Here is a 23,556-nt window from a genome sequence, read left to right as displayed (position 1 = left end):
AAATTCTCTGTCGTTCTTGGAAGAACGATGCTCGCCGACGTTCGGAAGCGCGCGCGGAGCTACTTCGGAGACGTCGCACTGTCGCACGACTGGCACCACGTAGAACGCGTCGAACGCCTCGCCGTGACGCTGGCTGAATCCTACGATGTCGACACGCGTATTCTACGGGTGGCGGCTCTCCTCCACGACATCGGCCGCGGCCGCGAGGATCGCGGAGAGATCGACGATCACGCCGAGTGGGGTGCAACGGAGGCCGGGAAGATTCTCGAAGGTCTCGGGGTGAGCGACGGTGCGATCACCCGCGTGCAGCAGTGTATTCACAGCCACCGCTACTCGAACGAGATCGAGCCCGCGAGCATCGAGGCCGAACTGCTGTGCGACGCCGACAACCTCGACGCTCTCGGCGCGGTCGGCCTCGCCCGGTGTTTCTGCTACGGCGGCGAGCTCGGTCAGCCCATTTACGATCCGGACTTCCCCGCTTCGGTCGACGATTCGTCCGCGGGACGCACGCAGGTGAATCACCTCCGCAAGAAGATCCTCTTGCTGCCGGAGCGGATGTACACGGACGAGGGCCGCCGTCTCGCGGAGAAGCGCCGGGCGTTCGTCGCCGACTTCGTCGACCGGGTCGAACGCGAAGCCGCCGGAGACGCCTGAACCCCTTGTGCCGGGATGACGACCCCGATCGTCGTGAGCAATAAACGTGATACCCTGTGAGAGAAACCGTCTGCGAGCCGTTCTCACTCCCAGATGGTTTCGACGCCGGCGTCCCGAACGGCGCCGTCGGTCGTGATGATCGCGTCCGTTCCTCGCGCCCGGTGGCTGGCGACGACGAACGCGTCGTGAATGCTGAATTCGTGGACGATACCGGCGAGTTCAGCGAGTTCCTCGTCGCCGACGGGCGTCAGCGAAACGGGGCCGTCAGCGACGAGCGCCCGTCGGGCGGCCGCCGGCGTACCGGTCAGCGTGACTCCGCGGACGTCCTTGTCCCGCGAAACCGAGTAGAGAACTTCGGCGAGAACCGTGGCCGGCGCTTGGATGACCGTCTCCCCGGCTTCGGCCTCGGCGAACGCGCGATCGGCCCCTCGCGGGAGTGCGTCGACGAGATAGACGAGGAGGGCGACCGCGTCGGCCGTGTACGTCGTCACGGTCACGCCTCGCCGTAGTTACGGTCGCGGCGCTCGCGGATGCGCCGATCGAGCTCCTCGGCCACCTCTTCGCGTTTTTCCGCCGACGTGTCGTCGGGGAGGAGCATCCCGCGGCCGGCGGTGCGGGTGCGCTTTCTCACGACGATACCCTCTTCGGTGTCCAGCCAGACGACCTCGTCACCGGGTTCGAGATCGTACTTGTCCCGCAGCTCCTTCGGGATGGTCGCCTGCCCCTTCTCCGTGATGCGCGTGGATTTGCTCACGCTCGGTAATACGTGCCGTAATACCTTAGATTTGGGGTAGTCGAGGGGATGGGGAGGGTCCAGCTAGCGTCTCTACACCCGAAGACGAAGGAGGGGCGACGTCTCGCGGAGGAGCGCCGGGCGTTCGTCGCCACTTCGTCGACCGGGTCGGACGCGAAGCCGCCGGAGACGCCTCGATTCCTCGGGCGGGAGCACGAGCGCACTCACCGCGAGCGACTGAAAGGGGCGAGCGGAGATTTTTGGCGGAGCGTGTTGCGAGGAGTGGTGCTCGCAGCGCGACGCACCGCGTCGCGCGAGGACGCCCGACGAAGTAAAACGATCCTATTCGGGCTTCAGCCCGGCGCCCTGGACGCGCATGATCGCCTCGCCGTCGGCGAGGTTCGGCGCGTCGACCAGCCGGACGATCCGCTTGTCGCCCTTGGACTTGCGGAGGTAGATGCGGAACGTCGAGGTGTGACCCAGGATGTTCCCGCCGATCGGCTGGGTCGGGTCGCCGAAGTACGAGTCGGGGTTCGACGCGACCTGGTTTGTCACGAGGATCGCGGTGTTGTACAGGTCGCCGATGCGCATCAGGTCGTGGAGGTGCTTGTTGAGCTTCTGCTGGCGCTCGGCGAGGTTGCCCCGGCCGACGTACTCCGCGCGGAAGTGCGCCGTGAGCGAGTCCACGCACAGCAGCCGCACCGGCCACTCCGTGTCCTCGTGTTCGCCGGCGAGTTCCTTTGCCTTCTCGGCGAGGAGGATCTGGTGGTTCGAGTTGAACGCCTTCGCCACGTGGATCCTGTCGAGGAAGTCGGCGAGGAGTTCCTCCATCGCGTCCTCGTCGCCGGGGGAGCCCTCGATCTCGCGGTCGTCCATGGTCGCTTGGATGATCTCGTCGTCGAGGCCGCGGACCATGTCGTCGATGCGCTCGGGCCGGAACGTGTCCTCGCTGTCGATGAAGATGCAGCTGCCGCGCAGGCCGCCGTACTCCTGGGGGAGCTGGACGTTGACGGCCATCTGGTGGGTGACCTGCGACTTGCCCGCGCCGAACTCGCCGTACACCTCGGTGATCGACTGCGTCTCCAGCCCGCCGCCGAGGAGGTCGTCGACCTCGGGGATCTGCCAGCTCAGCTTGCCGATCGTCTCGCGCCGCTGGAGGACCGCCGCGCCGGTTTCGAATCCGCCGATGTCCGCCGCCTTCCGGGCCGCCCGGATGATGTCGCCCGACGTGCTCTCGCCGATGTCCGCCGTGTTCGAGAGCTCCGAGGGGCTCGCCACCGCGATGCTCTGGTAGCTGTCGAAGCCCGCTTCGACGAGCTTATCCGCGGTCGCGGGGCCGACTCCGGGGAGGCTTTCGAGGTCGTCTTCTGCCATGTACTTCCCGCTTGTTCCGCCCGGTACATAAAGTCTCGTTAACAGCGTGGTGGAAGTGAAAATGGAAGACGGAAACGATGCGGACTGCAAACGATTCGTGAACGTTATGGGTGAAAACGGGACGGCCGCGACGTCGGACGCGTCGGTCCCGAACCGACGGCGTGGCTCTCGGGCCGGCGTCGCTACGTCCGGGCCGACGTCGCTACTCCCAGGGGTGGCCGCCGGATCGGTCGGGCCAGAGGGGGTACCAGTACTGCTCGTCGCCCTCGACTTCGAGTTCGCCGTCGAGCACCGACTGGAGTTTGAACTCCGCGCGCTGGTCCCGCTCGTGGCCGCGCTTCGGAACGAACGGGTAGTACGCGCCGCGGCGGAACGAGTAGATCCAGTAGGCGCGGTCGCCGCCCTTCTCGAAGGCGAAGACGGCCGCGAGGAGCCGCGAGCCGTACCCCTGTTCGACGAACTCGTCGGCGGCGAAGTGGACGCTCGTCAGCAGATCCTCGGGGTCGGAGTCCTCCAGGATCACCCAGTTGTAGCCGTGGGAGTCCTCGCGTCGGCGGAACGTGGTCCCCGTCTCCTCCTCTCCCGCTTCGAGGATGGCCTCGACCTCGGCGAGGGTGTCGGCGAAGTCGGTGCTGTCGACCGACGAGAAGCAGAGCGCGGCGACGCCACCGGGTTCGTAGCCCAGGTCGGCTTCCATCGTCAGGTAGGCGGTGCTCATCCCGAAGAGGTCCTCGGGGTCCGCCTTGCGCGTCGCGTCCGCCTCGGCGCTGAGCCCGAACACCGAGCGGATGGAGTCGAGGAGGCCCATCTAGGCGGTTTCCATCTCGCGTTCGAGTTCGCGGAGCCGCTCGACGCGCTTTTCGGTCGAGGGGTGCGTGCTGGCGATCTTGCCGATGAACCCGCTCTTGATCGGGATGATGAAGAACGCGTTCATCTCGGCCTGCTCGCGCATGTCCCGCTCGGGGACGCGATCCATCGTGCCGTCGATGGTGAGGAGCGCCGAGGCGAGCGCGCCCGGCTTTCCCGTGATGACCGCCCCGCCGCGGTCCGCCGCGAACTCGCGGTAGCGCGACAGCGCGCGGATGAGGATGAACGAGACGATCCACACGACGAGGGAGACGAGCACGGCGACCCAGACGCTCCCGTTGTTGCGGTTGCGGCCGCCGCCGAACCAGAAGCTCCAGCGGACGATCATGAACGCGATCGTCGAGAGGAACGACGCGATGGTCATCACGGCCACGTCGCGGTTCTTGACGTGCGCGAGTTCGTGCGCGAGCACGCCCTCGAGTTCGTCGCGGTCGAGCGTCCGCAGCAGCCCCGTCGTCACGGCGACGGCGGATTTCTTCTGCGACCGCCCCGTGGCGAAGGCGTTCGGGACGCGGGTGTCGGCGACCGCCACCTTCGGCTTCGGCAGGTCGGCCTGCTGGGCGAGCCGGCCGATCATCGCGTGGAGCTCGGGGTACTCCTCCTCGCTGACCTCCTTGGCGCCCATGCTGTAGAGCGCGAGCTTGTCGCTGAAGAAGAACTGCGCGAGCACGAACAGGGCCATGAGCGGGAGGAACACGCCGTACCCCGTTCGGAGGAGCGCCCCCACGAAGACGACGTAGAGGGCGAACAGCAGGAACATCGTGAGCACCATCCGCCCACGGAGTCCCCAGTCCGGTTTCCACTTCATGCACTAACCTACCGTCTCAGCGGCATAAACTCTACCGACGCGAGACGTTCGTTCGAGGGGCGCCCCGTTCGCTCCGTTCGCTCCGTTCGAGGGGAGCTCCTTCGTTCGACGGGCGCTCACCGCTGGCGCGCCTCGCGCTCGCCCGACGGCGGCACGTACGATCGTCCCGCGAAGCCGCCGAGGATCCACTCCTTGAAGCTCAGCTCCGGCTGAAGCTCGGTGGGCGACTCCTGCGGAGTCTTGAACCGCCGTTGGCTGGTCTGCCCGTAGTTCACGACGGTCACCAGCACGACGCCGCCGAGCGTGTTGCCGAGAAACACCGGGAAGACGAACTCCCAGGCGCCGGCGAACAGGCCGATCTCCCCCCGGAAGACGAGAAACAACATGTCGCAGACCGAAACGACGACGTGGTAGAGGTGGCCGGCGGCGATGGTGTAGAAGGCCAGGTACACCAGGACGAGCCGGGAGATGGTGTCGCGCGCCGCGTAGTCCAGCCAGACGACGCCGGCGACGATGAACCCGGCGAAGACGCCCTTGAAAAAGAGGTCCCACCAGGAGGTTTCGAGCCCTTCGGCGCCGAACGTGGCGGCGGTGGTGACGGCCTCCGTCGAGAGGACGCCCGTGTTCGCCAGCACGAACGCGCCGACGCCGGCCCCGACGACGTTGGCGATCAGGACGATCGTCCAGATTCGCAGGAGCGCCGGAACGCTCGCGATGCGTTCGAGGACCAGCGCGACTGGCGGGAGCGTGTTCTCGGTGTACAGCTGATAGCCGCCGAGGATGATGTAGACGAAGCCGAGGGGGTACAGCAACCCGCCGACGAGCCCCGTCTCGTCCCCCGTGGACGCGGTCACCGACGCGTGGAGGAAGAACGTCAGCGTGATGGCGAAGCCGGCCGCGAGCCCGCTGAAGAACAGCTCCCGGTTGCCGGCGGTGATCTCCTCGTCGGCCGCGGCGATGATGCGCTGGAAGATCTCGTCCGGGGAGAACCGATCTCTGACCGCCTTCCCGGCGGCCGGCGCGCCGCTCCGCGAGCGCTCGACAGCCTCTCGAACGTCCGTCTCTGAAATGGATTCGTCGTCACTCACGCTGCACTCGCTCCTGTAGGCGTTTCCACTGAGGTGGCGAGAGGGCATAACCGTACTTGCCGGCAGGAGGGCGCCGCCGATCGGAATCGCTCTCCGGAGGCGCTCCGTGACGCCGAAGAGCCGGCCGGGATTGCCGCCGGAGGGGACTAATAGTCGGCCGCGGCCGTCGGTCGACGCATGGAAACCGCGCTCGTCACCGGCGGCCTCGGCCGCTCGGGCCGCTGGATCGTCGACCGCCTCGCCGGGGAGTACGACGTCGTCTGCGTCGACCTGTCGCAGCCGGGGTTCGAAGTGCCCGAGCGCGACCGGATCGACTTCCGGGCCGCCGACCTCACCGACCGCGGCGAGGCGTTCGACCTCGTCGCCGAGGTGGGCCCCGACGCCGTCGTCCACTGGGCGGCGCTGCCCTCGCCGACGCGGCACCCGGGCGGTCGCGTCTTCGAGACGAACGCCCTCTCGACGTACAACGCGCTCGTCGCCGCCGGCCGCGCCGGGGCGCGGGTCGTCTGGGCCTCCAGCGAGAGCGCGTACGGCTTCCCGTTCGCCCGCGAGAAGACGCTCCCCGACGAGTTCCCGATCGCGGAGACGCACCCGATGCGCCCCGAGGACCCCTACGGGACCTCGAAGGTCGTCGGCGAGGAGATCGCGAAGATGGTGACCAGGCGGTACGGCGTGCCGGTGGCCTCGATCCGCCCGTCGTGGATTCAGTATCCCGGGGAGTACAACTGCCGGTCCGAGGAGGTGCTCGGCGATCTCGCGGCCGGCGCGGGCAACTTCTGGTCGTACGTCGACGCGCGCGACGTGGCCGGCGTCGTCGCCGCCGCGCTCGACGCGGACTTCGACGGCCACGAGGCGTTCCACGCCGCGGCGGCGGAGAACTACCTCGACCGCCCGACCGCCGCGGTCGTCGAGGAGTTCTTCGGCGCGGTCCCGGAGCCGTGCCGCGTCGAGGGCGACGAGTCGGCGCTGTCGACCGCGAAGGCCGAACGCCTGCTCGGCTGGACGCCGGCGCACTCGTGGCGCGAAGCGGCCGACGAGGCGGTCGAGCCGCCGTCGCTCCTGGATCGGTGAGCGGTGCGATTTCTCGACGAGTGAGCGGGGCGACGCGTGTGAGCCCTTAACATCGTCGCGGTCCTAGTTCCGGTGAGCCATGTTCACCGACAGAACCGACGCGGGGAGGCGGCTGGGCGATCGCCTCGTCGAGCGCGGGATCGAAGTCGACGTCGTGCTCGCGATCCCGCGCGGCGGGCTCCCGGTCGGGCGCGCCGTCGCGGACCGCCTCGGCGTCCCGCTCGACGTGATCGTCGCGTCGAAGCTCGGCGCGCCGCACAACCCGGAGCTGGCGATCGGCGCGGTGGCCGGCGACGGGAGCGTCTGGCTCAACGACGACCTCGTCGAACAGCTCGGCGTCTCCGAGGAGTACGTCGAGCGGACCCGGGGGGAGGAGGCGGAAGCCGCGCGGCGGAAAGTCGAACAGTACCGCGGCGGCGAAGCGCTCCCGGACCTGGAGGGAAAGCGGGTCGCGCTCGTCGACGACGGGCTCGCCACGGGCGCGACGGCCGTCGCCTGCCTCCGGCAGATCCGGAAGGCCGGCGCGGAGCGAACCGTGCTCGCGGTGCCGGTCGCCCCGCCCAGAGCCGTCGAAGAGCTCCGCGGCGAGGCCGACGGGATCGTCGCGGTGGAGACGCCCGCCGGCTTCGGCGCGGTCGGCGCGTACTACCGGGACTTCAGGCAGGTCCCCGACGAGGAGGCGATCGAGTACCTCCGGGACGAGTGACTCACCCCCGGAGCGCGTGAGTCGCCCTCGGGGCGAGGGAACCGCGCGGTCGCGGAGCGCGACGATCCGGCGCTCGACGGTGGTCGACGGGGATCGGCGGTAATCGGCGGTGGGGAGGCGGTGGTCGGCGGTGGGGGCGGTGATCGAGACGGTCGATCGAAACCGGGGGCGGACCGCGTTCGGGGGGCTTAAACGTCGCACCGGCGTAGCGGGGGCGATGACATCCCGCGAGTTCTGCCCGCGCTGCGGAAACCCGGTGCCCGAGCGGGACGAGCCGCTGCCCGGGTCGCCGCGGGACCGCGACGAGGCGCTCTGCGACGCGTGCTACTTCGAGGATTTCGACCTCGTGGACGCGCCGGAGCGCGTCGAGGTGCTCGTCTGTTCGAGCTGCGGCGCGGTCCACCGGGGGAACCGCTGGGTCGACGTCGGGGCGCGCGACTACACGGACGTCGCCGTCGAGTCGGTCTCCGAGGCGCTCGGCGTCCACGTGAAGGCCGAGGACGTCGCCTGGGCCGTCGAACCGGAGCAGGTCGACCAGAACACCATCCGGATGCACTGTTACTTCTCGGGCGTCGTCCGCGGGACGCCCGTGGAGGAGGAAGTCGTCGTCCCGGTGAAGATCTCCCGGGGGACCTGCCAGCGCTGCGGCCGCATCGCCGGCGGCTACTACGCGGGCGTCGTGCAGGTCCGCGCGGACGAGCGGACGCCGACGGCCGACGAGGAGCGCCGCGCGGTCGAGATCGCGGAGGAGTTCGTCGCCGACCGCGAGGAAGCGGGCGACCGCGACGCGTTCATCACCGAGATCGACGAGGTCGCCGACGGGGTCGACGTCAAGGTCTCGACGAACCAGCTCGGGCAGGCGATCGCGAACCGCATCACCCGCGAGCTCGGCGGGCGCGTGAACACCCACCCGACGCTCGTCACCGAGGACGAGGACGGCAACGAGGTCTACCGGGTCACCTACGCGGTCCGCCTGCCGGAGTTCACGCCGGGCGACATCATCGATCCGTCCGACGGGGAGGGACCGGTGCTGGTCCGGAGCGTCCGCGGGAACCTCAAGGGAATCAGGCTGGTCTCCGGCGAACGGTACGAGTCGAGCTTCGAGGAGGGCGAAGCGCCCGACGCCCGATCGCTCGGAACCGTCGAGGACGCGGCGGAGACGACCGTCGTCACGGTCGAGGACGAACACGCCGTGCAGGTGCTCGACCCGGAGACGTTCGAGTCGAAGACGATCCCCCGGCCGGACTTCTTCGATCCCGACGCCGCGACCGTGCCCGTGTTCAAGAGCCGCGCCGGGCTCCACGTCGTTCCCGAGGACGCCCTCGACGGCTGACCGACGATCGCTCGACGACCACTTCGTTCGGCGACGGTAGCCGCGGTCGCGTCGACCGGGGCGACGTGCCGGGCGACGCGACGCGCCGATACGCCGCACCGCCCGGCGGCGCGGAATTCCCACCGAGTGAGAGGAGCCGAACGGCACATAGTCCTCCGGACCGCACGGTCGTCCGAGAGACGATGTCTACGCACGAAGCCCGCGACCGGCGACGGCGCGGGGCAGAGCCCTCCGGCCCGCTTCGGGCGGGTATCGTCGGATCGATCGTCGGCGCGATCGTCCGATTTCTGCTCTTCGTCGCCGTCCTCGCCGGCGCGGCCCTCCTCGCCGCGCAGTTCGGCGCGCTGGGGATCGACGGCGGGCCCGACCTCCCGCCGCTCGGCGGGGACGACCGCGAGCCCGCCGACCGGCCGGCGGTCTCGGACGAGGCGGTTCAGCACGGCGTCAACCGCACCGCGCTGGAGTACGCGATCCACGCCGAGGTGAACGACCGGCGGACCGAACGGGGCCTCGACCCGGTCGCGTTCGATCCGGAGCTCCGCGAGGTCGCGAGGTACCACTCGGAGGACATGGCCGAGCGCGGCTACTTCGCCCACGTCTCCCCCGAAGGAGAGGACCTGAGCGACCGCTACGAAAAGTTCGGCTACGAGTGCCGGGTGCGCGTCTCCGGGCTCAAGTACGCGACGGGCGGGGAGAACATCGCGAAGAACTACCGCGGCGCGCCGGTCGCGACCGACGGGGGCGTCGAGCGGTACGAGACCGAAGAGGAGCTGGCCGCGGCGATCGTCGAGGGGTGGATGAACTCCCCGAGCCACCGCGAGAACCTCCTCCAGCCGTACTGGGAGAACGAGGGGATCGGCGTCGCGGTGACGACCGAGGACGGGCGGACGGCGGTCTACGCGACGCAGAACTTCTGCTAAAGGGGACGATCGGGCGGCCGGGCGTCGGGGCGAGACCGGCCCTGAGTCGACTCAGGTGTCTCAGTCGGCTCCGACCCGGCGACGGGTCGTCGTCTCGACCGAAACCGGCTCCGGGCGGACGGGGAGGCCGTAGCGACGGAGCGTTTTCTCGAACTCGTCCTCCGAGCGGCCGGCGCGGGCGGCGGCCTGACCGAGCGTGAGCGTGCCGCTCTGATACAGGGTCAGGGCCTGCGTGAGGGAGTGGGTGTGCATCAGTCTTCGGTACCACGTACCGAAACAAAGCATGTAAAGGTATCGTGAGAAATAGTAGCAATACTTCGATTTGCTCCGTCTAAATCAGTACATTCGTTATCTATTTCCCGAGACTATCATACGTTCGTATTGCTGTATGAAGAATCGTGTTGGACTTGTCCGGCAATATTCGCGACACTTGCAATATTTGCCCAGTCGGAGCGGCGCGCCAAAGGACATAAACCGAGCCGGACCGAGCCGCGCACATGGACCGCCAACAGCTCATCGCGCTGCTGCTCGCGGCGCTCATGGTCGGGTCTTCGATCGTCTACAGCGTGAGCCTCTTCCTCTAGTTGTCGCCCCACACGTCCGACAGCGGGTGATCCTTCCGCCTGTCGGCGCTCGATCGCGTCGTCCGCGACGGTCCCCGACGCGACCGCCGGGACCGCCGGGATCGTCCGCCCGCCGACACGTTCCCGAGCGCGGCCGCCGGGTCGAACTCGGGCAGGGTCGGCTCGGTCATCGCGGACACCTGCGCTTCGAACCAGGGCGGCATGTCGCTTCGGGCCCTGTCGAACAGGTCGAGGAGGCTCGAATCCGCGAGGTAGGTCGCGCCGTAGTCGTCCGGCGCGCGCACGACGCGGCCGCAGGCCTGGATGACCGTCCGGAGGGCGGCGCGGTGGTACCACGCCCACTGCCCCTCTTCGAGCCGCCGGGCGACGCGGGAGTCGCCGGTGTTGAGGTACGGCGCCTTGCAGAGCACCTGCCACCGCGCGAGGTCGCCCTTGAGGTCCAGCGCCTCCTCCATCTTCACCGCGATGAACAGCTCGGGGTCGGAGCTCGCCTTCCAGGCCTCCAGTTCGGCGTCGCGGTCGTCGCGGCCGTGGACGCGCACGCGTTCGCCGACGCCGAAGTCGACGAGCAGGTCGGCGAGGCGCTCCTGGATCGCGTAGGAGTGCGCGTGAACGATCCCCTTCTCGTCGGGGTGTTTCGCCATGAGGCGGACGAGCAGCCGGGCGATCTTCGGGACGGTCTCGTCCCGGTGCTCGAACGTCATCTTCCCCCGCGTCACGTCGTACAGCGGGCGGTTTTCGAGGGGGAACGTGTGCGCCACGTCGACCAGCGCCACGTTCGCCGGGTTCAGCCCGACCTGCCGGCAGAAGGCGTCCTTGTTCAGGATGGTCGCCGACAGGAGCGCGAACGCGTTGCCGCGGTCCCAGACGGTGTGGTGCAGGTACCGTTCCGGGTTCAGCGGCTTGATGGTGATCGGTCCCCCCTTCCCGTCTGCGCCGCTCCCGCCGGCCGTCGACGCTCCGGGGGCCTGGTCCACCACCCACGTCGTCGGGCTCTCGGGGTCGCGGTAGTCGTCGACGAACCAGTTCAGCTCCGAGATGAGCTCCTGAAGCCGGTCCCGACGGGCGGCCTCCTCGGGCGTGAGCTCCGGCTTCGCCAGCAGGTCGTCCTTGGCGCGCGAGCAGACCCCGACGAGCGTCTCGGCGAACCGGGCGGCCCGCTCGACGGGATCGGCGGCCGCGTCGACCTCGGGGACGCCGACGTCGTCCCAGACGGGGACCGTCCGCGGCTTCAGCTCGATGGTGGCGTACATCTCCGCCCACTCGGCGAGCCCGTGCGCCTCGTCGACGACGACCACGTCGCGCTTTCTGAACACGTCCGAGCCGGCGGTCTGCATGAAGTACGCGAGCGTCATCGCCGCCACGCCGCCGCCCGAGGCGATGGCGCGGTCGGAGAAGTACGGGCAGCGGTGCATCACCGAGCAGTCGAACCCCTTCTGCCGGGCGCAGGGGGCGCGGTTCACCGGGGTGTCGTGCTCGCCGGGGAGAATGCACGTGTAGTTTCGCTTTCCCCGGATGACCTTCAGATCCGAGAGCAACTTGTCGCCGGCGACGTCGTCGAGCTGGGAGACCTGCGGGGTCGTGTAGTACGCGCCGGTCGCCTCCTTCGGCTCCGCCTCGTCGAGCCGGCGGGCGGCCCCGGCGATCGCGCGGGCGAGCAGCGACTTGCCGCTGCCGGTCGGCGCGCGGACGAGGACCACGTCGTTGCCGGCGGCGAACGCGTCCCGAACGTCGCGGAGCGCCCGCTCCTGGTTGCCGCGGAAGCTCGGGGCGGGAAACTCGTCGAGGATGCGCTCCGGGTCCACGGTCGGTTGTGACTGGCGGCCGGCCTAAATCCACCGGCTTCGGCGACGCGGATTCGACGCCGGACTCGGCGACGGGAGTCGGGCGGGGGGCCCTCCCCTCGTCACCCCAGCCGTCGCACGTCCGCGGCCGTGACCTCCCGGTCGTCCGGCAGCCGTTCGAGGCAGTCGAAGCAGAGGAAGTGCCGGCTCCCGTCTGCGAGTTCGAGGTCGATGCCACCGGTCGACCCCTCCGCGAAAGACCAGAAGTCGCCGATGCCGCCGGCGATCCGCACCCTCCGACCGCAGCCGTCGCACGGTTCGCTGCTCATGGCTCGAACCCAGGGGGGCGAGAGAGAAGAGGGCACCGACGTCGTCGCGAGCGAGACGGCGGAGAGGCGGGCGCGAGGCCGCGTCCTTATTGTGCCGCGCTACCGTACCGAACACCAACGCATGGAGGTGAACTGCCGGGGGTGCGCCGGGTGCTGCATCGACTGGCGTCCGATCGGGCCCGACTCGCTCGACCGGGAGCGCCGCGGCTCGCGCCGGCCGCTCGACGACACGTACAACCTCGTGCCGCTGACGCGGGACGAGGTCCGCGACTTCCTCGACGCGGGCTACGGCGACGCGCTGATCCCGCGACTGTTCGCGGCGGGCGGCGCGGACGGGGCGGCGACGATCGACGGTCGCGACCTGGCCGCGCTCGACGGACGACCGGTGTTCGCCGTCGGCCTGCGGAAGCCGCCGAAGCCCGTCGACCCGTTCGGGCTCGGGCGGCGGTGGCTCGACGCCTGCGTCTTCCTCGACCCGGAGACGCTCCAGTGTCGCATCCACGACGACGACCTGTACCCGGAGGCGTGCGCCGACTACCCGGGACGGAACCTCGCGCTCGACCGGGAAACCGAGTGCGAGCGCGTCGAGGCGGCCCACGGGGGCGAACGGCTGCTCGACCGGACGGTTCCGGACGACCTCCACGGCCCCCGGTTCGGCCCGCAGGCGGTGGGATCGGTGCTGTTCGTCCACCCCGAGCCCGGGCGACTCGGAGGGATCGTCGGGCGCGCCGCCGAGGGGCGGCTGACCGCGGCCGACCGCGCCGAGTTCGTCGGCGTCGCGGTCGGATCGACGCCCGGGGCGACCGAGGTCGACGAGTCGCGCGCGGCCGAGGCGGCGGCGCGGGCGCGGGCCGCCGACTCGTGGGTCGGTCGAGCCGTCGAGGAGTGGGAGGAGCGAGCGGGCGACCGCGGGGGCGACGCGGCCGACGCGGCCGGCCTCGCCGCGTCTGTCGAGGAGGATCGAGGGGCACCACCGACGCCGGGGTGGTGACCGGCCGGGCCGACGCGGGTCGGTTCGGGTCGGTTCAGGTCGGGGGCGCGCTGCGCCGGGGTATGGGCGACTCGGGGACGGAGTGCGGCGAGGCGTGGGTGTACGAGAGCATCGTCGGCGCGCTTCCCGGCGTCGACCTCGGCGCGGGCGCTCCGGCGGCTCGACGCGACGAACGTCGGCTTCGCCGCGGCGCAGCTCGCGCTCGTGCCGTTCGTCCGGGACGAGCCGGCGCTGCTGCTCGCGGTCGGCGGCCACGTCGTCGCAGTCACCGTCGTCTCGTCGGTGGCGATAGCGTCACTCAGAACCGGCTAGTCGGCGTGATCGCCCTTGATCTTGCGGAACTGGTCGAGGAGTGCTTCGGCCGAGTCGCCGGCGTCGAACTCGAGCGTGCCGTGGAAGTCCCCGCGTCGGTCGTCGGACTCGATGTCGATCTGAGCCGTCTTCTGCTCGCGCCGCTCGTGTTCGTTCTCGTCGTAGGCACCCATTGACATGATACGACATGGCGTAGCAAGTTTTCGGATAAATATGTAACGGTCATACACGTAGCATGCCGGAGAACGACTCCGATCGCGGCGGACAGAAGGGCGAACCTTTAGTTACCAAGCGCCTACGGAGGGTGTGGCACGCCCACTCCGATTTCGGTACTCGCCCGGCCGGTGGACCCCGGATCGACTCCGCCGCGACCTGCTGAAGCCGCTCGACTCGAATCTCGGCGCGACGATGCGCGATCCGTGGTTCAGACCGCCGCCGGGCTACGAGGCCCGGCGGTTCGAAATGGACAACGGCGATCTCGCGCTGTTCTGCTGGGCGACGGACGCCGACGACGGCCCGGCGGGGACGGGCGGCGACCGGCGACCGGGCGGGTACTGGCTCGGCAACACCGAGACGCCGAGCGCGCTGTGGAAGACCAACAAGTACGGGTTCGAAGAGGTCCCCTACCCCGTCGCGCGCTGGGCGCAGCGCGAACTGCTCGCGCAGCTCCACGAGGAGTCGCCGTGGCTCGAACCGTACCCGCACCTCTCGTGGTTTTTCCTCCCCGTCTTCCTCTCGAAGGACGGCCGGGACACGACCCGCCGGTTCTTCGACGAACACGCCGCCGGGTTCCCCGACGCGACCCGCGACGAGGCGCTCGACTTCTACGAGGAGTTCCTCCGGACGGGCGTGTTCGACTCCTACCGCGAGGAGATGGCCGGCAAACTCGGCACCTCCGCGCGCTTCGATCCAGTGCGGATGAGCGCCGCGATGGGCGAGTTCGACGCCGCGAAGCTTCTCGTCGGCGCGGGCTACGAGGTGACGCCCGAGATCGAGGTGACGACGGGGCACTCGCTCGACTTCCGGGCCGAGCGACCCGGCGAGAACGGGACGCTGGTCGAGGTGACGCGCCCGCTGCCGCCGAACCGCCGGAGCGCGAGCACGCCCGTCGCCGCCGTCAGAGACACCGCGGAGACGAAAACGAGCGGACAGCTCGAACGCCACGGCGGCGGCGTCGTGCTGTTCGTCGACTGCACGTCCTTCCCCGACGACGACTGGCGCGCGGTCCGCGGCGAGCGGCCGGAGGTCCGACACCGCCCGGCGCTCGTCTTTCGAGCGCGGCCCGACGGGCGGATCGAAGGGTACAGCAAGGGCTCACTCCCGCTCGATCTGGACGGAGCGCTGGACTGGGTTTGACGTACCGGCCGCGAAAACGAGGAGGGCGTCGGGAGCCGGGTCAGAACGACACGGGGTCGGGACCGTTCTCGCCCAGCGCGGGCGCGTCGCGGTCGCTGTAGAAGCGTCGGCCGATCGCCTTGTGGCTCACGCCCGTGAGCAGGGCGTTCCGAACGTCGTCCGGGCCCTCGTACGTCTGCGCTCCGAGCCGTTCGAGCACCTCCCGGAACGTCTCCTCGCCGTTCTGTAGTTCGATCAGCTGATCGCCGTACTCCTCGACGAGTTCCTCGCTCGTGGCGGGGAACTCGTGACCGTCGAACGCGTCGCCGGTGCGGTTGAGTCGCATCGGCAGATTCTACCCGGAAGATAATTATAACGATTTTCCATGTACATCCTTAGAGTGATTCGATTCCTTAATGGTCATTAATCCGCACGCGCTTCGCCGTCCGCGTCCCGCCGTGCGTCTCCCGTCGTCCGCGGCCCGTCCTCCGCATCCCGTCGTCCGCATCCCGTCGTCCGCGCTCTGCCGTCCGCGCTCCGTCGCACGCGGTCCGCAAGCGATTTGCGACGGACGCGCCGAACCGGAGGCATGGGAGACGCGCGCCCGGTCGCCGATCTGCACGTCCACACGACGGCCTCCGACGGCGAGCTGACGCTCGCGGCGGTGCCCGCCGCGGCTCGCGCCGCCGGGGTCGAGTGCGTGGCGATCACGGATCACGACCGGTATCACCCCGGCCTCGACGACCCGGTCGAGCGGCGCGGCGGCGTGACGGTCGTCCGCGGACTCGAACTCCGGGTGGACGCCGATCCACGGCCGGTCGATCTGCTCGGGTACGCCGTCCGCCCGACCGAGGCGTTGACGGCGGAACTCGACCGACTCCAGCGGGACCGGGTCGAGCGCGGGGCGGAGATCGTCGCGCGCGTCGAGTCGTCCCTCGGCGTCGACCTCGGGATCGAGGCGCGCGAGGGAATCGGCCGCCCGCACGTGGCCCGGGCGATCGAAGCCAGCGACGCGCCGTACGACTACCAGGGGGCGTTCGATCACCTCATCGGCGACGGGGGGCCTTGCTACGTCCCGCGCCGGCTCACGCCGTTCGAGCGCGGGGTCGAACTGCTCTCGGAGACCTGTGCGGTTACGAGTCTGGCGCACCCGTTCCGCTACGACGATCCCGAGCGCGCCCTGGCGTTGACGGCGCACCTCGACGCCGTCGAACGGTACTACCCGTACGACCGCGAGGTGGACGCGGCGCTCCTCGACCGCGTCATCGCGGAGCGCGACCTGCTGGCGACGGGCGGGAGCGACGCGCACGGGACCGAGCTGGGGCTGGCCGGGCCGCCGCGGGAGGCGTTCGACCAGTTCGCCGCGCGGGCGCTGGGGTGACCGCCCGGGGAAAGCGCGGCACTCGGCTGCCGAGAGCGTAGCCTTCAACCCGGTCGGGCGCGAACTCCGTGTATGTACTGCCACTACTGCGACCGCGAGGCCACCTACGCCGCCGAGAAGGACGGGATCAAGGTCGGCCTCTGCGAGGTCCACTTCCGCGAGCGGCTGGAGGAGCTCGCGGACTCCGACGAACTCGCGGCGCTCCGCGAGAAGCTCGACATCGACCGAACCGAGTAGACCGCGAGCGATCTCGTCGCCTCTTTTCGCTCTCGACCCCCTTCGATCGACCCTTCGACGGCGGCGCGGTCGGACGCCGTCGGGCGAATCGCCTCAGAGCAACCGACCGGCGAAGACGAGCAGCCCGGCGAGGATCAGTTCGAACGAGAGCGTCCCCAGCGCCGAGTAGGCGACGAACCGCCGATCGCTCAGGTCCGAGAGCCCCGCGGGGACGGTCAGCATGCCGCGGGTGAAGAGCAGCGTGTTGCTCAGGAGTACGGCGGCCGGTCCCCACCGCTCGAACCAGCCGTCGAAGCGGTCGAGCTGCGCCTCGCTGATCCGGAACCACCGCTTCTGGAGGAGGTACTCCCGACCGCCCCGCCGCGCGACCTTGAACAGCGCGTACTGGCCGATGGTCGCGCCGACGACCGCGATGGCGATGATCGCGAGGTTCGCCGGAGCGACCAGGCGGGAGGTGTCGCCGATGAGGAAGATCGACCCCGGGACGATGAGTTCGCTCGGCATGAAGTACATCAGCATCGCCCCCTCGAGGACGAACACCCCGAGGAGGACCAAGAGCGCGTACTCCGATTCGAGGAGCTGCTGAAACTCGGCGGGCATCTCCTCGACCTGGAGGACCGGCGTTACCATCGGGACTACCTTCCTCACTCTCCGCTATATCGTTTTTGACCCCGCGCTGACGGTCCGGCGGGCGAGAACGCTCCGCGCGGGACGGTCCGCGAGCGATGCGGTTTTGCGTCGGGGGCGGCAAGCACCCGCCATGGAGCTCAGAGACCGCCCTCGACGCCTGCGAAGCGACGGCGTCCGGCCGCTCGTGAGCGAGACGCGGCTGGCCCCGACAGACCTCATCGCGCCGGTGTTCGTCGACGCGACGGCGGACGAGCGCGTCCCGATCGACTCGATGCCGGGCCACGAGCGCGTCCCGATCGACGAGGCGGTCGCCCGCGTCGAGGAGGTGCGCGAGACGGGCGTCGAGGCGGTGATGCTGTTCGGCATCCCGCGCTCGAAGGACGAGCGCGGCAGCCGCGCGTGGGCCGAGGACGGCGTCGTCCAGGAGGCGACCCGCCGGATCGTCGCGGAGACGGACGCCTACGTGATCACCGACGTCTGCCTCTGCGAGTACACGGATCACGGCCACTGCGGCCTGCTGGAGGAGAGCGCGGAGAGCGACCCCCGCCTCACCGTGCGGAACGACGAGACGCTCGAACTGCTGTCGGAGATCGCCGTCTCCCACGCCGAGGCGGGCGCGCACATGGTCGCGCCGAGCAGCATGACCGACGGGATGGTCGGCGCGATCCGCGAGGGGCTCGACGGCGCGGGGTTCGAGAGCGTGCCGATCATGAGCTACGCCGCGAAGTTCGAGAGCGCCTTCTACGGCCCGTTCCGGGACGCCGCCGACGGCGCGCCGGCCTTCGGCGACCGGCGACACTACCAGATGGACCCCGCGAACGCCCGCGAGGCGATGCGCGAGGTCCGCCTCGACGTCGAGCAGGGCGCGGACGTGCTGATGGTGAAGCCGGCTCTGCCGTACCTCGACGTCGTCCGCGACGTGCGACGGGAGTTCGACCGCCCGGTCGCCGCGTACAACGTCAGCGGGGAGTACGCGATGCTCCACGCCGCCGCGGAGAGGGGGTGGCTCGACCTCGAAGAGACGGCGCTCGAATCGCTCCTGTGCGTGAAGCGGGCGGGCGCGGATCTGATCCTGACGTACTTCGCCGAGGACGTCGCACCGAGGCTGTAGGACGGGGCGCTCTCCGACCGCTCGCGACCGCGAACGGGCGCTCGTCCCCGCCGCGCGAGACGCGAACCGTCCCCCGATCGACGCCGTTTCGACGAACCGGTAGTTCGTCCGACACTACGGGCGTCAAATTCCGCGGCAACATTTGTCCACCGATCCTCCGATAAACGACCTTATATAACCCTTATTCGATTTTAAACCGGACGTACATCTACTATTCCGTGTTAAAATAGACGTTTGTTAACGCCAACCCTTATATAGAGACGTTCCGTGACCTTTCACCGTGATCACCGACAAAGATTCGACCAAACTCGGCGGAACCGTAAACGTTTGTCCAAGAAGTGACTCCGAACCGCTCGATATCAGGAGGGGAGAATGACCGGGGCGCTGTTGCAGACCGACCTCTCGGCCGTCGTCGAGAGCGTCAACATGGTCTGGGTGCTCACCGTCACGTTCCTCATCTTCTTCATGCACGCCGGGTTCGCCATGCTCGAAGCGGGCCAGGTGCGCGCGAAGAACGTCGCGAACCAGCTGACGAAGAACCTGCTGACGTGGAGCGTCGGCGTGATCACCTTCTTCCTCGTCGGCGCGGCCGTCTCGGCCGTCGTCGGCGGCGCGACCGGCGGCGGATCGTACTCCGTCGTCGGCGCGTTCGAGGGGGTCTACGCGCCCGGCTCGTCGGTCGACTGGGTGTACTGGCTGTTCGGCGCGGTGTTCGCGATGACCGCAGCGACCATCGTCTCCGGGGCCGTCGCCGGCCGCGCGAAGCTCCGGGCGTACGTCACCTACACGGTGCTGCTCGCGGCGGTCATCTACCCGGTCGTCACCGGCCTCACCTGGGACGGCGGTTTCCTCGACGGGCTGGGCTTTCACGACTTCGCGGGCGGGATGATCGTCCACGGGATGGGCGGCATCGCCGGCCTCACCGCCGCGTGGATGCTCGGTCCGCGGATGGACCGCTTCAACGCCGACGGCACGGTGAACGTCATCCCCGGCCACTCGCTGACGTTCGCCGTCCTCGGGACGCTCGTGCTGGCGTTCGGCTGGTACGGGTTCAACGTCGGCACGGCCGCCGCGCCGCTCACCCTCGAAGGGGGCGAAGCCGTCCTCGGCGACTTCAGCTACGTCGGTCGGGTCGCGCTGACGACGACGCTCGGGATGGCCGCGGGAGCCATCGGCGCGGCCGCCGTCGCGCTGTACAAGACCGGCAAGGTCGACACGCTGTACGTCGCAAACGGCCTGCTCGCCGGCCTCGTCGGCATCACGAGCAACACCGACGCGATCGTCTGGCCCGGCGCGCTCGTCATCGGCCTGCTCGCCGGCGGGCAGCTCCCGCTCGTGTTCGAGTTCGTCGAGAAGCGCCTGCGGATCGACGACGTGTGCGCGGTCTTCCCGGTCCACGGCTCGGCGGGCGTCCTCGGGGCGGTGCTGTTTCCGGTGTTCGCCGTCGACGGGTTCACCGCGAGCCAGTTCGTCTCGCAGGTCGTCGGCGTCGCCGTGATCGCGCTCTGGACGTTCGCCGCGACCGCCGCCGTGTTCGGCGCGATCAGGGCGCTCGGCGAGGCGCGCGTCACGCCCGACCACGAGCGCGAGGGGCTCGACTCCGCGGAGCACGGCGTCGACACCTACCCCGAGTTCGGCAAGCCGGACGCGGTGGCCGACGGCGCCGGCGCGCCGATCCGCCCGGACGGCGGCGTCGCCGGAGCCGGCGGCGGGTACGACGGAATAAGCGGCGCGTACGACCGAGTCAACGGCGCGCACGGCGGAGCCGGGGACCCGTCCAACAGAGTCGACGGTGCGTACAAGTCCGAGGGCGACGGGGGTGCGAACGATGAGTGAGTCCGACCTCCCGAACGACGGCGGCATCAAGATGATCGTGGCGATCGTCCGCCCGGACAAGCTGGGCGACGTGAAGCGGGGGCTCGCCGAGGTCGGCGCGCCCTCTCTCACGGTCACGAACGTCTCCGGCCGGGGCAGCCAGCCGGCGAAGAAGGGCCAGTGGCGCGGCGAGGAGTACACGGTCGACCTCCACCAGAAGGTGAAGGTCGAGTGCGTCGTCGCCGACATCCCGGCCGACGACGTCGTCGACGCGATCCGCGAGGCGGCCAACACCGGCGAGCCCGGCGACGGGAAGATCTTCGTCCTCGACGTGGCCGACGCCGTGCAGGTCCGGACGGGCAAGCGCGGGCGAGACGCGGTCTGATCGGCGCGCCTCCCTTTCGAAGTCCTCCGATTCTCGCCGGCTGCCACGCCGCGCCGCAGTTATCCGCCGCGAGCCGAAACGACGGCGCATGAAACCGCTCGTCACCCTCGGCGGGCTCGCGCTCGCGCTCGCGCTCGGCGGCATGCCGATCGCCGGCCGGCTTCACGACCGGCTCCGGCCGACCGATCTGCCCGCGTCGCGGGACCTGCTGGAAGGTGATCTGCTGAAGTGGGCCGTGGCGGGCGGCGTCGTCGCCTACACCCTGTTCGTCGAGCGGCTCCCGCTCTCGTCGCTCAGCGGGCGCTCCCTGTCCCCGTCGGCCTTCGTCGCGGCCGTGTGCGGGGGAACCGCGCTCCTCGTGTCCGCGAGCGCCGTCGCGTCGCCGGCGTTCGATCGGCTCGGCGTCGGCCGAACGGACGAGGGGCTCTCGCCGTTCTCGGAACTTTCGACCGGCAGACGGCTGTTCGTCGTGGCGACCGCGGGCGTGACCGAGGAACTCGCCTTCAGGGGCTACGCGGTGGAGCGCCTCGTCGCCGTCACGGGGAGCCCGGCGCTCGCCGGCGGCGCGTCGTTCGCCGCCTTCACCGCCGCGCACGCGAGCGGGCGGAGCCGAGACGAGGTGCTCCGCGTCTCGGTCCCGGCCCTCGTGACGACCCTGCTGTACCTCCGCCTGCGGAACCTGCCCGCGCTGATCTGCGTCCACGCGCTGAACGACGCGCTCGGGCTGCTGCTCCTGGAGCGCGCGGACGAAAGTGCTCCGGGCGATCCGTTCGGGAGCCTGGGTAATCCGTTCGAGAGCCTGCGCGAGCCGTTCGGAGCGAACGGCTCGCGACGGCCCGAGACGTCGGAGTAGCCGACGCGACGCGTCAGTAACTACTTTCCTCCCCGCATTCGAACGGCGGAGCATGAACACGTCGAGACGATACAGGTCGGTCGATTCGTCCGGTTCGCGGACCGGGATCCGCCCGCTCGCGCTCGGAGGTGTCCGGGCGTGAACCACGAGCGCTCCCGGGACCTCTACGATCGGGCGCTGTCGGTGCTGCCCGGCGGCGTGAACTCGTCCGTCCGGGCGACCCGCCCGTACCCGTTCTTCGTCGAGCGCGGCGACGGCGGCCACGTGATCGACGCGGACGGCAACCGGTACGTGGACTACGTGATGGGGTACGGCCCCCTGCTGTACGGCCACGACATGCCCGAACCGGTCCGGGCGGCCGTCCAGAAGTACGCCAGCGACGGGCCGATGTACGGCGCGCCGACGGAGATCGAGGTCGAGCACGCGGAGTTCGTCGCCCGGCACGTCCCGAGCGTCGAGATGATCCGCTTCGTTAACTCCGGCACCGAGGCCACCGTCTCGGCCGTCCGCCTCGCCCGAGGCTACACCGGGCGGGACAAGATCGTCGTCATGCGGGGCGGCTACCACGGCGCGCAGGAGTCGACGCTCGTGGAAGGCGGCCCCGACGACCCCCGGCCGAGCACCGCGGGGATCCCCGGGAGCTTCGCCGAGCACACCATCCCCGTTCCCTTCAACGACGAGGAGGCCATCGTCGAGGTGTTCGAGGCGCGCGGCGACGAGATCGCGGCCGTCCTCGTCGAACCGATCCTGGGGAACACGGGCATCGTGATGCCGGTCGACGGCTACCACGAGGCGCTCCGCGAACTCACCGAGGAGCACGGCGCGCTGTTGATCTTCGACGAGGTGATCACCGGCTTCCGCGTCGGCGGCCTCCAGTGCGCCCAGGGGAAGTTCGGCGTCACGCCCGACCTCACGACGTTCGGGAAGATCATCGGCGGGGGCTTCCCGGTCGGCGCGGTCGGCGGGAAAGCCGAGATCGTGGAGCACTTCACGCCCGCGGGCGACGTGTTCCAGTCCGGCACGTTCTCCGGGCACCCGGTGACGATGGCGGCGGGCCACGAGTACCTGAAGTACGCCGCCGAGAACGACGTGTACGGACACGTGAACCGCCTCGGCGAGAAGCTTCGGCGGGGGATCACCGAGATCTGCGAGGACCAGGCGCCGGAGTACACGGTCGTCGGGACCGACTCGATGTTCAAGACGATCTTCACGCGCGAGGCGCCGCCGGACCTGACCGGACAGTGCGAGGCGGGGTGCCGGCAGCGTTCCGACTGCCCGCGGTACGACTACTGCCCGAAGACGGGGGCCGACGTGAAAAACGCCGAAACGGAGCGCTGGGAGCGCGTCTTCTGGCACCGGATGAAAGAGCGCGGCGTGTTCCTCACCGCGAACCAGTTCGAATCGCAGTTCGTCTGCTACGCCCACACCGACGAGGACGTGGAGGAGACGCTCGAGGCGTACAAGGAGGCGTTGTAGGGTTCGGCCGACCGGTCGCCGGTTCGACGTGTCGAACCTCCGTGTTTATCTGCCTTCGGCGGCGTAGCATCGAGTATGAGCAGCCCTCCGCCGGACGACTGGGACCGCGAAGACGAGCGGACCGACCGATCGGAGCGGTCCGGTCATCGTTCCGATCAGTCCGATTACCGACCCGATCGAGCGACGCGGGCCGCCGAATCGGCGGACTCGATCGACTCGACCGACTCGGTCGAGTCGACCGAACGCGCCCGCGCGACGCCGGACGAGGGGACCGGACGCGCCGACCCGCGCGAGCGCGAGCGGGAGTCCGGCGGGCTCGACCGGTACCTGCCGGACGCGACCGTCGACTCGCGGTGGTGGTACTGGATCGCCGCCGTCCCGGCGTACTTCGTCGTGACGTTCCTCGCCGCGGTCGGCGCGTTCGCGCTCTTCGGCCTCGGCTTCGCGCTCGACCTCGCGGGGCTGGGCGGCCTCGCCAGCATCGGGTCGTTCTTCGCGGTCGCGTTCGCCGCGCTCCTGCTCGGCCTGGCCGGCGTCGTCATCGCGGTGCTGTTCCCGATCGCGATCTACGTCGACGCGAGGGCCGTCTCGCGGGCGCGACTGGAGTGGGACCCGGATCCGGCGCTGTACGGGCTCGTCGCCCTCGCGGCGGTCATCGTGACGAACTTCGTCGTGAGCGTGCCGCTCGCGGTCTACTACCTGTACCTCCGGCACAAGCACGTCGGGACGCCGTGAGGCCGGGGGTCGCCGCGCCGAACGCGCTGGCGGTGCGACCGCAC

Annotated in this window: 26 protein-coding genes and 2 pseudogenes; 16 read left to right on the top strand and 12 right to left on the bottom strand. The window is 69.8% G+C overall.

Annotated features, from left to right (window positions below):
- The first annotated feature begins 27 nt into the window (after positions 1-27).
- Complete coding sequence (locus CNO20_RS05225) at positions 28-654, top strand: HD domain-containing protein (protein ID WP_101295099.1); 627 nt, start codon at positions 28-30, stop codon at positions 652-654.
- A gap of 83 nt (positions 655-737) precedes the next feature.
- Here CNO20_RS05225 and CNO20_RS05220 read toward each other — a convergent pair whose 3' ends face one another.
- From CNO20_RS05220 to CNO20_RS05195, 6 genes and pseudogenes are all read right to left on the bottom strand, one after another.
- A complete protein-coding gene (locus tag CNO20_RS05220) occupies positions 738-1,145 on the bottom strand; it encodes a PIN domain-containing protein (RefSeq protein WP_101295724.1) in 408 nt (135 codons plus the stop codon).
- Positions 1,146-1,147: 2 nt separating this feature from the next.
- Entirely contained in the window at positions 1,148-1,408 is a 261-nt protein-coding gene (locus CNO20_RS05215) for an AbrB/MazE/SpoVT family DNA-binding domain-containing protein (RefSeq protein WP_101295098.1), read from the bottom strand.
- Between the two features lie 321 nt (positions 1,409-1,729).
- Entirely contained in the window at positions 1,730-2,761 is a 1,032-nt protein-coding gene (gene radA / locus CNO20_RS05210) for a DNA repair and recombination protein RadA (protein ID WP_101295097.1), read from the bottom strand.
- Between the two features lie 202 nt (positions 2,762-2,963).
- Positions 2,964-3,569, bottom strand: coding sequence for a PspA-associated protein PspAB (pspAB, locus tag CNO20_RS05205; RefSeq protein ID WP_101295096.1), 606 nt, complete (start codon positions 3,567-3,569; stop codon positions 2,964-2,966).
- The gene (gene htpX / locus CNO20_RS05200; protein WP_101295095.1) at positions 3,570-4,436 is read right to left on the bottom strand and encodes a zinc metalloprotease HtpX; all 867 of its coding nucleotides are present in this window, start codon (positions 4,434-4,436) and stop codon (positions 3,570-3,572) included. It abuts the gene before it with no gap.
- A gap of 149 nt (positions 4,437-4,585) precedes the next feature.
- Positions 4,586-5,572 (bottom strand): annotated as a pseudogene (locus CNO20_RS05195) (formate/nitrite transporter family protein); the annotation flags it as partial.
- 129 nt (positions 5,573-5,701) lie between these two features.
- On the opposite strand from CNO20_RS05195, the gene CNO20_RS05190 reads away from it, so the two are divergent.
- The 4 genes from CNO20_RS05190 (at position 5,702) to CNO20_RS05175 (ending at position 9,554) form a co-directional block, all read left to right on the top strand.
- A complete protein-coding gene (locus CNO20_RS05190) occupies positions 5,702-6,595 on the top strand; it encodes an NAD-dependent epimerase/dehydratase family protein (RefSeq protein WP_101295093.1) in 894 nt (297 codons plus the stop codon).
- A gap of 79 nt (positions 6,596-6,674) precedes the next feature.
- Positions 6,675-7,301 carry a phosphoribosyltransferase gene (locus CNO20_RS05185; RefSeq protein WP_101295092.1) on the top strand — a complete coding sequence of 209 codons (627 nt, stop codon included), beginning with the start codon at positions 6,675-6,677 and terminating at the stop codon, positions 7,299-7,301.
- Between the two features lie 217 nt (positions 7,302-7,518).
- Positions 7,519-8,634: a 60S ribosomal export protein NMD3 gene (locus CNO20_RS05180; RefSeq protein ID WP_101295091.1), complete on the top strand. Its 1,116-nt coding sequence runs from the start codon at positions 7,519-7,521 to the stop codon at positions 8,632-8,634.
- Positions 8,635-8,816: 182 nt separating this feature from the next.
- The gene (locus tag CNO20_RS05175) at positions 8,817-9,554 is read left to right on the top strand and encodes a CAP domain-containing protein (protein WP_101295090.1); all 738 of its coding nucleotides are present in this window, start codon (positions 8,817-8,819) and stop codon (positions 9,552-9,554) included.
- A gap of 60 nt (positions 9,555-9,614) precedes the next feature.
- Here the strand turns inward: CNO20_RS05175 and CNO20_RS05170 are convergent, their stop codons facing one another.
- The 3 genes from CNO20_RS05170 to CNO20_RS05160 form a co-directional block, all read right to left on the bottom strand.
- The gene (locus tag CNO20_RS05170; protein WP_101295089.1) at positions 9,615-9,806 is read right to left on the bottom strand and encodes a DUF7317 family protein; all 192 of its coding nucleotides are present in this window, start codon (positions 9,804-9,806) and stop codon (positions 9,615-9,617) included.
- Positions 9,807-10,134: 328 nt separating this feature from the next.
- Entirely contained in the window at positions 10,135-11,943 is a 1,809-nt protein-coding gene (locus CNO20_RS05165) for an ATP-dependent DNA helicase (protein ID WP_101295088.1), read from the bottom strand.
- A gap of 101 nt (positions 11,944-12,044) precedes the next feature.
- Positions 12,045-12,251 (bottom strand): DUF7561 family protein, encoded by a 207-nt coding sequence (locus CNO20_RS05160; protein ID WP_101295087.1) that lies wholly within the window; start codon positions 12,249-12,251, stop codon positions 12,045-12,047.
- 121 nt (positions 12,252-12,372) lie between these two features.
- Here CNO20_RS05160 and CNO20_RS05155 point away from each other — a divergent pair, with 121 nt between their 5' ends.
- Complete coding sequence (locus CNO20_RS05155) at positions 12,373-13,242, top strand: YkgJ family cysteine cluster protein (protein ID WP_101295086.1); 870 nt, start codon at positions 12,373-12,375, stop codon at positions 13,240-13,242.
- 150 nt (positions 13,243-13,392) lie between these two features.
- Positions 13,393-13,554: pseudogene (locus CNO20_RS24485) on the top strand (DUF7530 family protein); the annotation flags it as partial.
- Here the strand turns inward: CNO20_RS24485 and CNO20_RS05150 are convergent.
- Positions 13,551-13,733: a DUF5786 family protein gene (locus CNO20_RS05150; RefSeq protein ID WP_101295085.1), complete on the bottom strand. Its 183-nt coding sequence runs from the start codon at positions 13,731-13,733 to the stop codon at positions 13,551-13,553. The pseudogene CNO20_RS24485 and the gene CNO20_RS05150 overlap by 4 nt on opposite strands.
- Positions 13,734-13,860: 127 nt before the next feature.
- Here CNO20_RS05150 and CNO20_RS05145 point away from each other — a divergent pair, with 127 nt between their 5' ends.
- A complete protein-coding gene (locus CNO20_RS05145; protein ID WP_101295084.1) occupies positions 13,861-14,910 on the top strand; it encodes a DUF5784 family protein in 1,050 nt (349 codons plus the stop codon).
- Between the two features lie 40 nt (positions 14,911-14,950).
- On the opposite strand, the gene CNO20_RS05140 is transcribed toward CNO20_RS05145, so the two are convergent.
- On the bottom strand, positions 14,951-15,235 hold the full coding sequence (locus CNO20_RS05140; protein ID WP_101295083.1) for a DUF5789 family protein: 285 nt from the start codon (positions 15,233-15,235) through the stop codon (positions 14,951-14,953).
- 243 nt (positions 15,236-15,478) lie between these two features.
- On the opposite strand from CNO20_RS05140, the gene CNO20_RS05130 reads away from it, so the two are divergent.
- Positions 15,479-16,270, top strand: a complete 792-nt coding sequence (locus tag CNO20_RS05130) for a PHP domain-containing protein (RefSeq protein ID WP_101295082.1) — start codon at positions 15,479-15,481, stop codon at positions 16,268-16,270.
- A gap of 72 nt (positions 16,271-16,342) precedes the next feature.
- Positions 16,343-16,507: a DUF6757 family protein gene (locus CNO20_RS23220; protein ID WP_199174741.1), complete on the top strand. Its 165-nt coding sequence runs from the start codon at positions 16,343-16,345 to the stop codon at positions 16,505-16,507.
- Between the two features lie 93 nt (positions 16,508-16,600).
- On the opposite strand, the gene CNO20_RS05125 is transcribed toward CNO20_RS23220, so the two are convergent.
- The gene (locus tag CNO20_RS05125; protein WP_101295081.1) at positions 16,601-17,137 is read right to left on the bottom strand and encodes a DedA family protein; all 537 of its coding nucleotides are present in this window, start codon (positions 17,135-17,137) and stop codon (positions 16,601-16,603) included.
- Between the two features lie 130 nt (positions 17,138-17,267).
- On the opposite strand from CNO20_RS05125, the gene hemB reads away from it, so the two are divergent.
- The 6 genes from hemB to CNO20_RS05100 all read left to right on the top strand — a co-directional run bounded on the left by hemB (position 17,268) and on the right by CNO20_RS05100 (position 23,512).
- Positions 17,268-18,248, top strand: a complete 981-nt coding sequence (gene hemB / locus CNO20_RS05120; RefSeq protein ID WP_101295080.1) for a porphobilinogen synthase — start codon at positions 17,268-17,270, stop codon at positions 18,246-18,248.
- Positions 18,249-18,620: 372 nt separating this feature from the next.
- Positions 18,621-20,084 (top strand): ammonium transporter, encoded by a 1,464-nt coding sequence (locus tag CNO20_RS05115; RefSeq protein ID WP_199174740.1) that lies wholly within the window; start codon positions 18,621-18,623, stop codon positions 20,082-20,084.
- A complete protein-coding gene (locus tag CNO20_RS23215; RefSeq protein WP_199174739.1) occupies positions 20,077-20,448 on the top strand; it encodes a nitrogen regulatory protein GlnK1 in 372 nt (123 codons plus the stop codon). The genes CNO20_RS05115 and CNO20_RS23215 overlap by 8 nt, the downstream gene beginning before the upstream one ends.
- A gap of 88 nt (positions 20,449-20,536) precedes the next feature.
- Positions 20,537-21,301, top strand: a complete 765-nt coding sequence (locus tag CNO20_RS05110) for a CPBP family intramembrane glutamic endopeptidase (RefSeq protein WP_101295079.1) — start codon at positions 20,537-20,539, stop codon at positions 21,299-21,301.
- A gap of 138 nt (positions 21,302-21,439) precedes the next feature.
- A complete protein-coding gene (hemL, locus tag CNO20_RS05105; RefSeq protein ID WP_101295078.1) occupies positions 21,440-22,777 on the top strand; it encodes a glutamate-1-semialdehyde 2,1-aminomutase in 1,338 nt (445 codons plus the stop codon).
- A 75-nt stretch (positions 22,778-22,852) separates the two neighbouring features.
- Complete coding sequence (locus CNO20_RS05100) at positions 22,853-23,512, top strand: hypothetical protein (protein WP_101295077.1); 660 nt, start codon at positions 22,853-22,855, stop codon at positions 23,510-23,512.
- Positions 23,513-23,556 lie beyond the last annotated feature (44 nt).

Source organism: Halegenticoccus soli (assembly GCF_002844195.1).
Taxonomy (GTDB): domain Archaea; phylum Halobacteriota; class Halobacteria; order Halobacteriales; family Haloferacaceae; genus Halegenticoccus; species Halegenticoccus soli.
Note: the sequence above shows the minus strand (reverse complement) of the source record. Positions and strands in the feature narration are given on the sequence as shown.

Coding starts and splice junctions, on each gene's coding strand:
- CNO20_RS05225 (WP_101295099.1), top strand. CDS start 28: ATGCTCGCCGACGTTCGGAAGCGCGCGCGGAGCTACTTCGGAGACGTC.
- radA (WP_101295097.1), bottom strand. CDS start 2,761: ATGGCAGAAGACGACCTCGAAAGCCTCCCCGGAGTCGGCCCCGCGACC.
- pspAB (WP_101295096.1), bottom strand. CDS start 3,569: ATGGGCCTCCTCGACTCCATCCGCTCGGTGTTCGGGCTCAGCGCCGAG.
- htpX (WP_101295095.1), bottom strand. CDS start 4,436: ATGAAGTGGAAACCGGACTGGGGACTCCGTGGGCGGATGGTGCTCACG.
- CNO20_RS05190 (WP_101295093.1), top strand. CDS start 5,702: ATGGAAACCGCGCTCGTCACCGGCGGCCTCGGCCGCTCGGGCCGCTGG.
- CNO20_RS05185 (WP_101295092.1), top strand. CDS start 6,675: ATGTTCACCGACAGAACCGACGCGGGGAGGCGGCTGGGCGATCGCCTC.
- CNO20_RS05180 (WP_101295091.1), top strand. CDS start 7,519: ATGACATCCCGCGAGTTCTGCCCGCGCTGCGGAAACCCGGTGCCCGAG.
- CNO20_RS05175 (WP_101295090.1), top strand. CDS start 8,817: ATGTCTACGCACGAAGCCCGCGACCGGCGACGGCGCGGGGCAGAGCCC.
- CNO20_RS05170 (WP_101295089.1), bottom strand. CDS start 9,806: ATGCACACCCACTCCCTCACGCAGGCCCTGACCCTGTATCAGAGCGGC.
- CNO20_RS05160 (WP_101295087.1), bottom strand. CDS start 12,251: ATGAGCAGCGAACCGTGCGACGGCTGCGGTCGGAGGGTGCGGATCGCC.
- CNO20_RS05155 (WP_101295086.1), top strand. CDS start 12,373: ATGGAGGTGAACTGCCGGGGGTGCGCCGGGTGCTGCATCGACTGGCGT.
- CNO20_RS05150 (WP_101295085.1), bottom strand. CDS start 13,733: ATGTCAATGGGTGCCTACGACGAGAACGAACACGAGCGGCGCGAGCAG.
- CNO20_RS05140 (WP_101295083.1), bottom strand. CDS start 15,235: ATGCGACTCAACCGCACCGGCGACGCGTTCGACGGTCACGAGTTCCCC.
- CNO20_RS05130 (WP_101295082.1), top strand. CDS start 15,479: ATGGGAGACGCGCGCCCGGTCGCCGATCTGCACGTCCACACGACGGCC.
- CNO20_RS23220 (WP_199174741.1), top strand. CDS start 16,343: ATGTACTGCCACTACTGCGACCGCGAGGCCACCTACGCCGCCGAGAAG.
- CNO20_RS05125 (WP_101295081.1), bottom strand. CDS start 17,137: ATGGTAACGCCGGTCCTCCAGGTCGAGGAGATGCCCGCCGAGTTTCAG.
- hemB (WP_101295080.1), top strand. CDS start 17,268: ATGGAGCTCAGAGACCGCCCTCGACGCCTGCGAAGCGACGGCGTCCGG.
- CNO20_RS05115 (WP_199174740.1), top strand. CDS start 18,621: ATGACCGGGGCGCTGTTGCAGACCGACCTCTCGGCCGTCGTCGAGAGC.
- CNO20_RS23215 (WP_199174739.1), top strand. CDS start 20,077: ATGAGTGAGTCCGACCTCCCGAACGACGGCGGCATCAAGATGATCGTG.
- CNO20_RS05110 (WP_101295079.1), top strand. CDS start 20,537: ATGAAACCGCTCGTCACCCTCGGCGGGCTCGCGCTCGCGCTCGCGCTC.
- CNO20_RS05100 (WP_101295077.1), top strand. CDS start 22,853: ATGAGCAGCCCTCCGCCGGACGACTGGGACCGCGAAGACGAGCGGACC.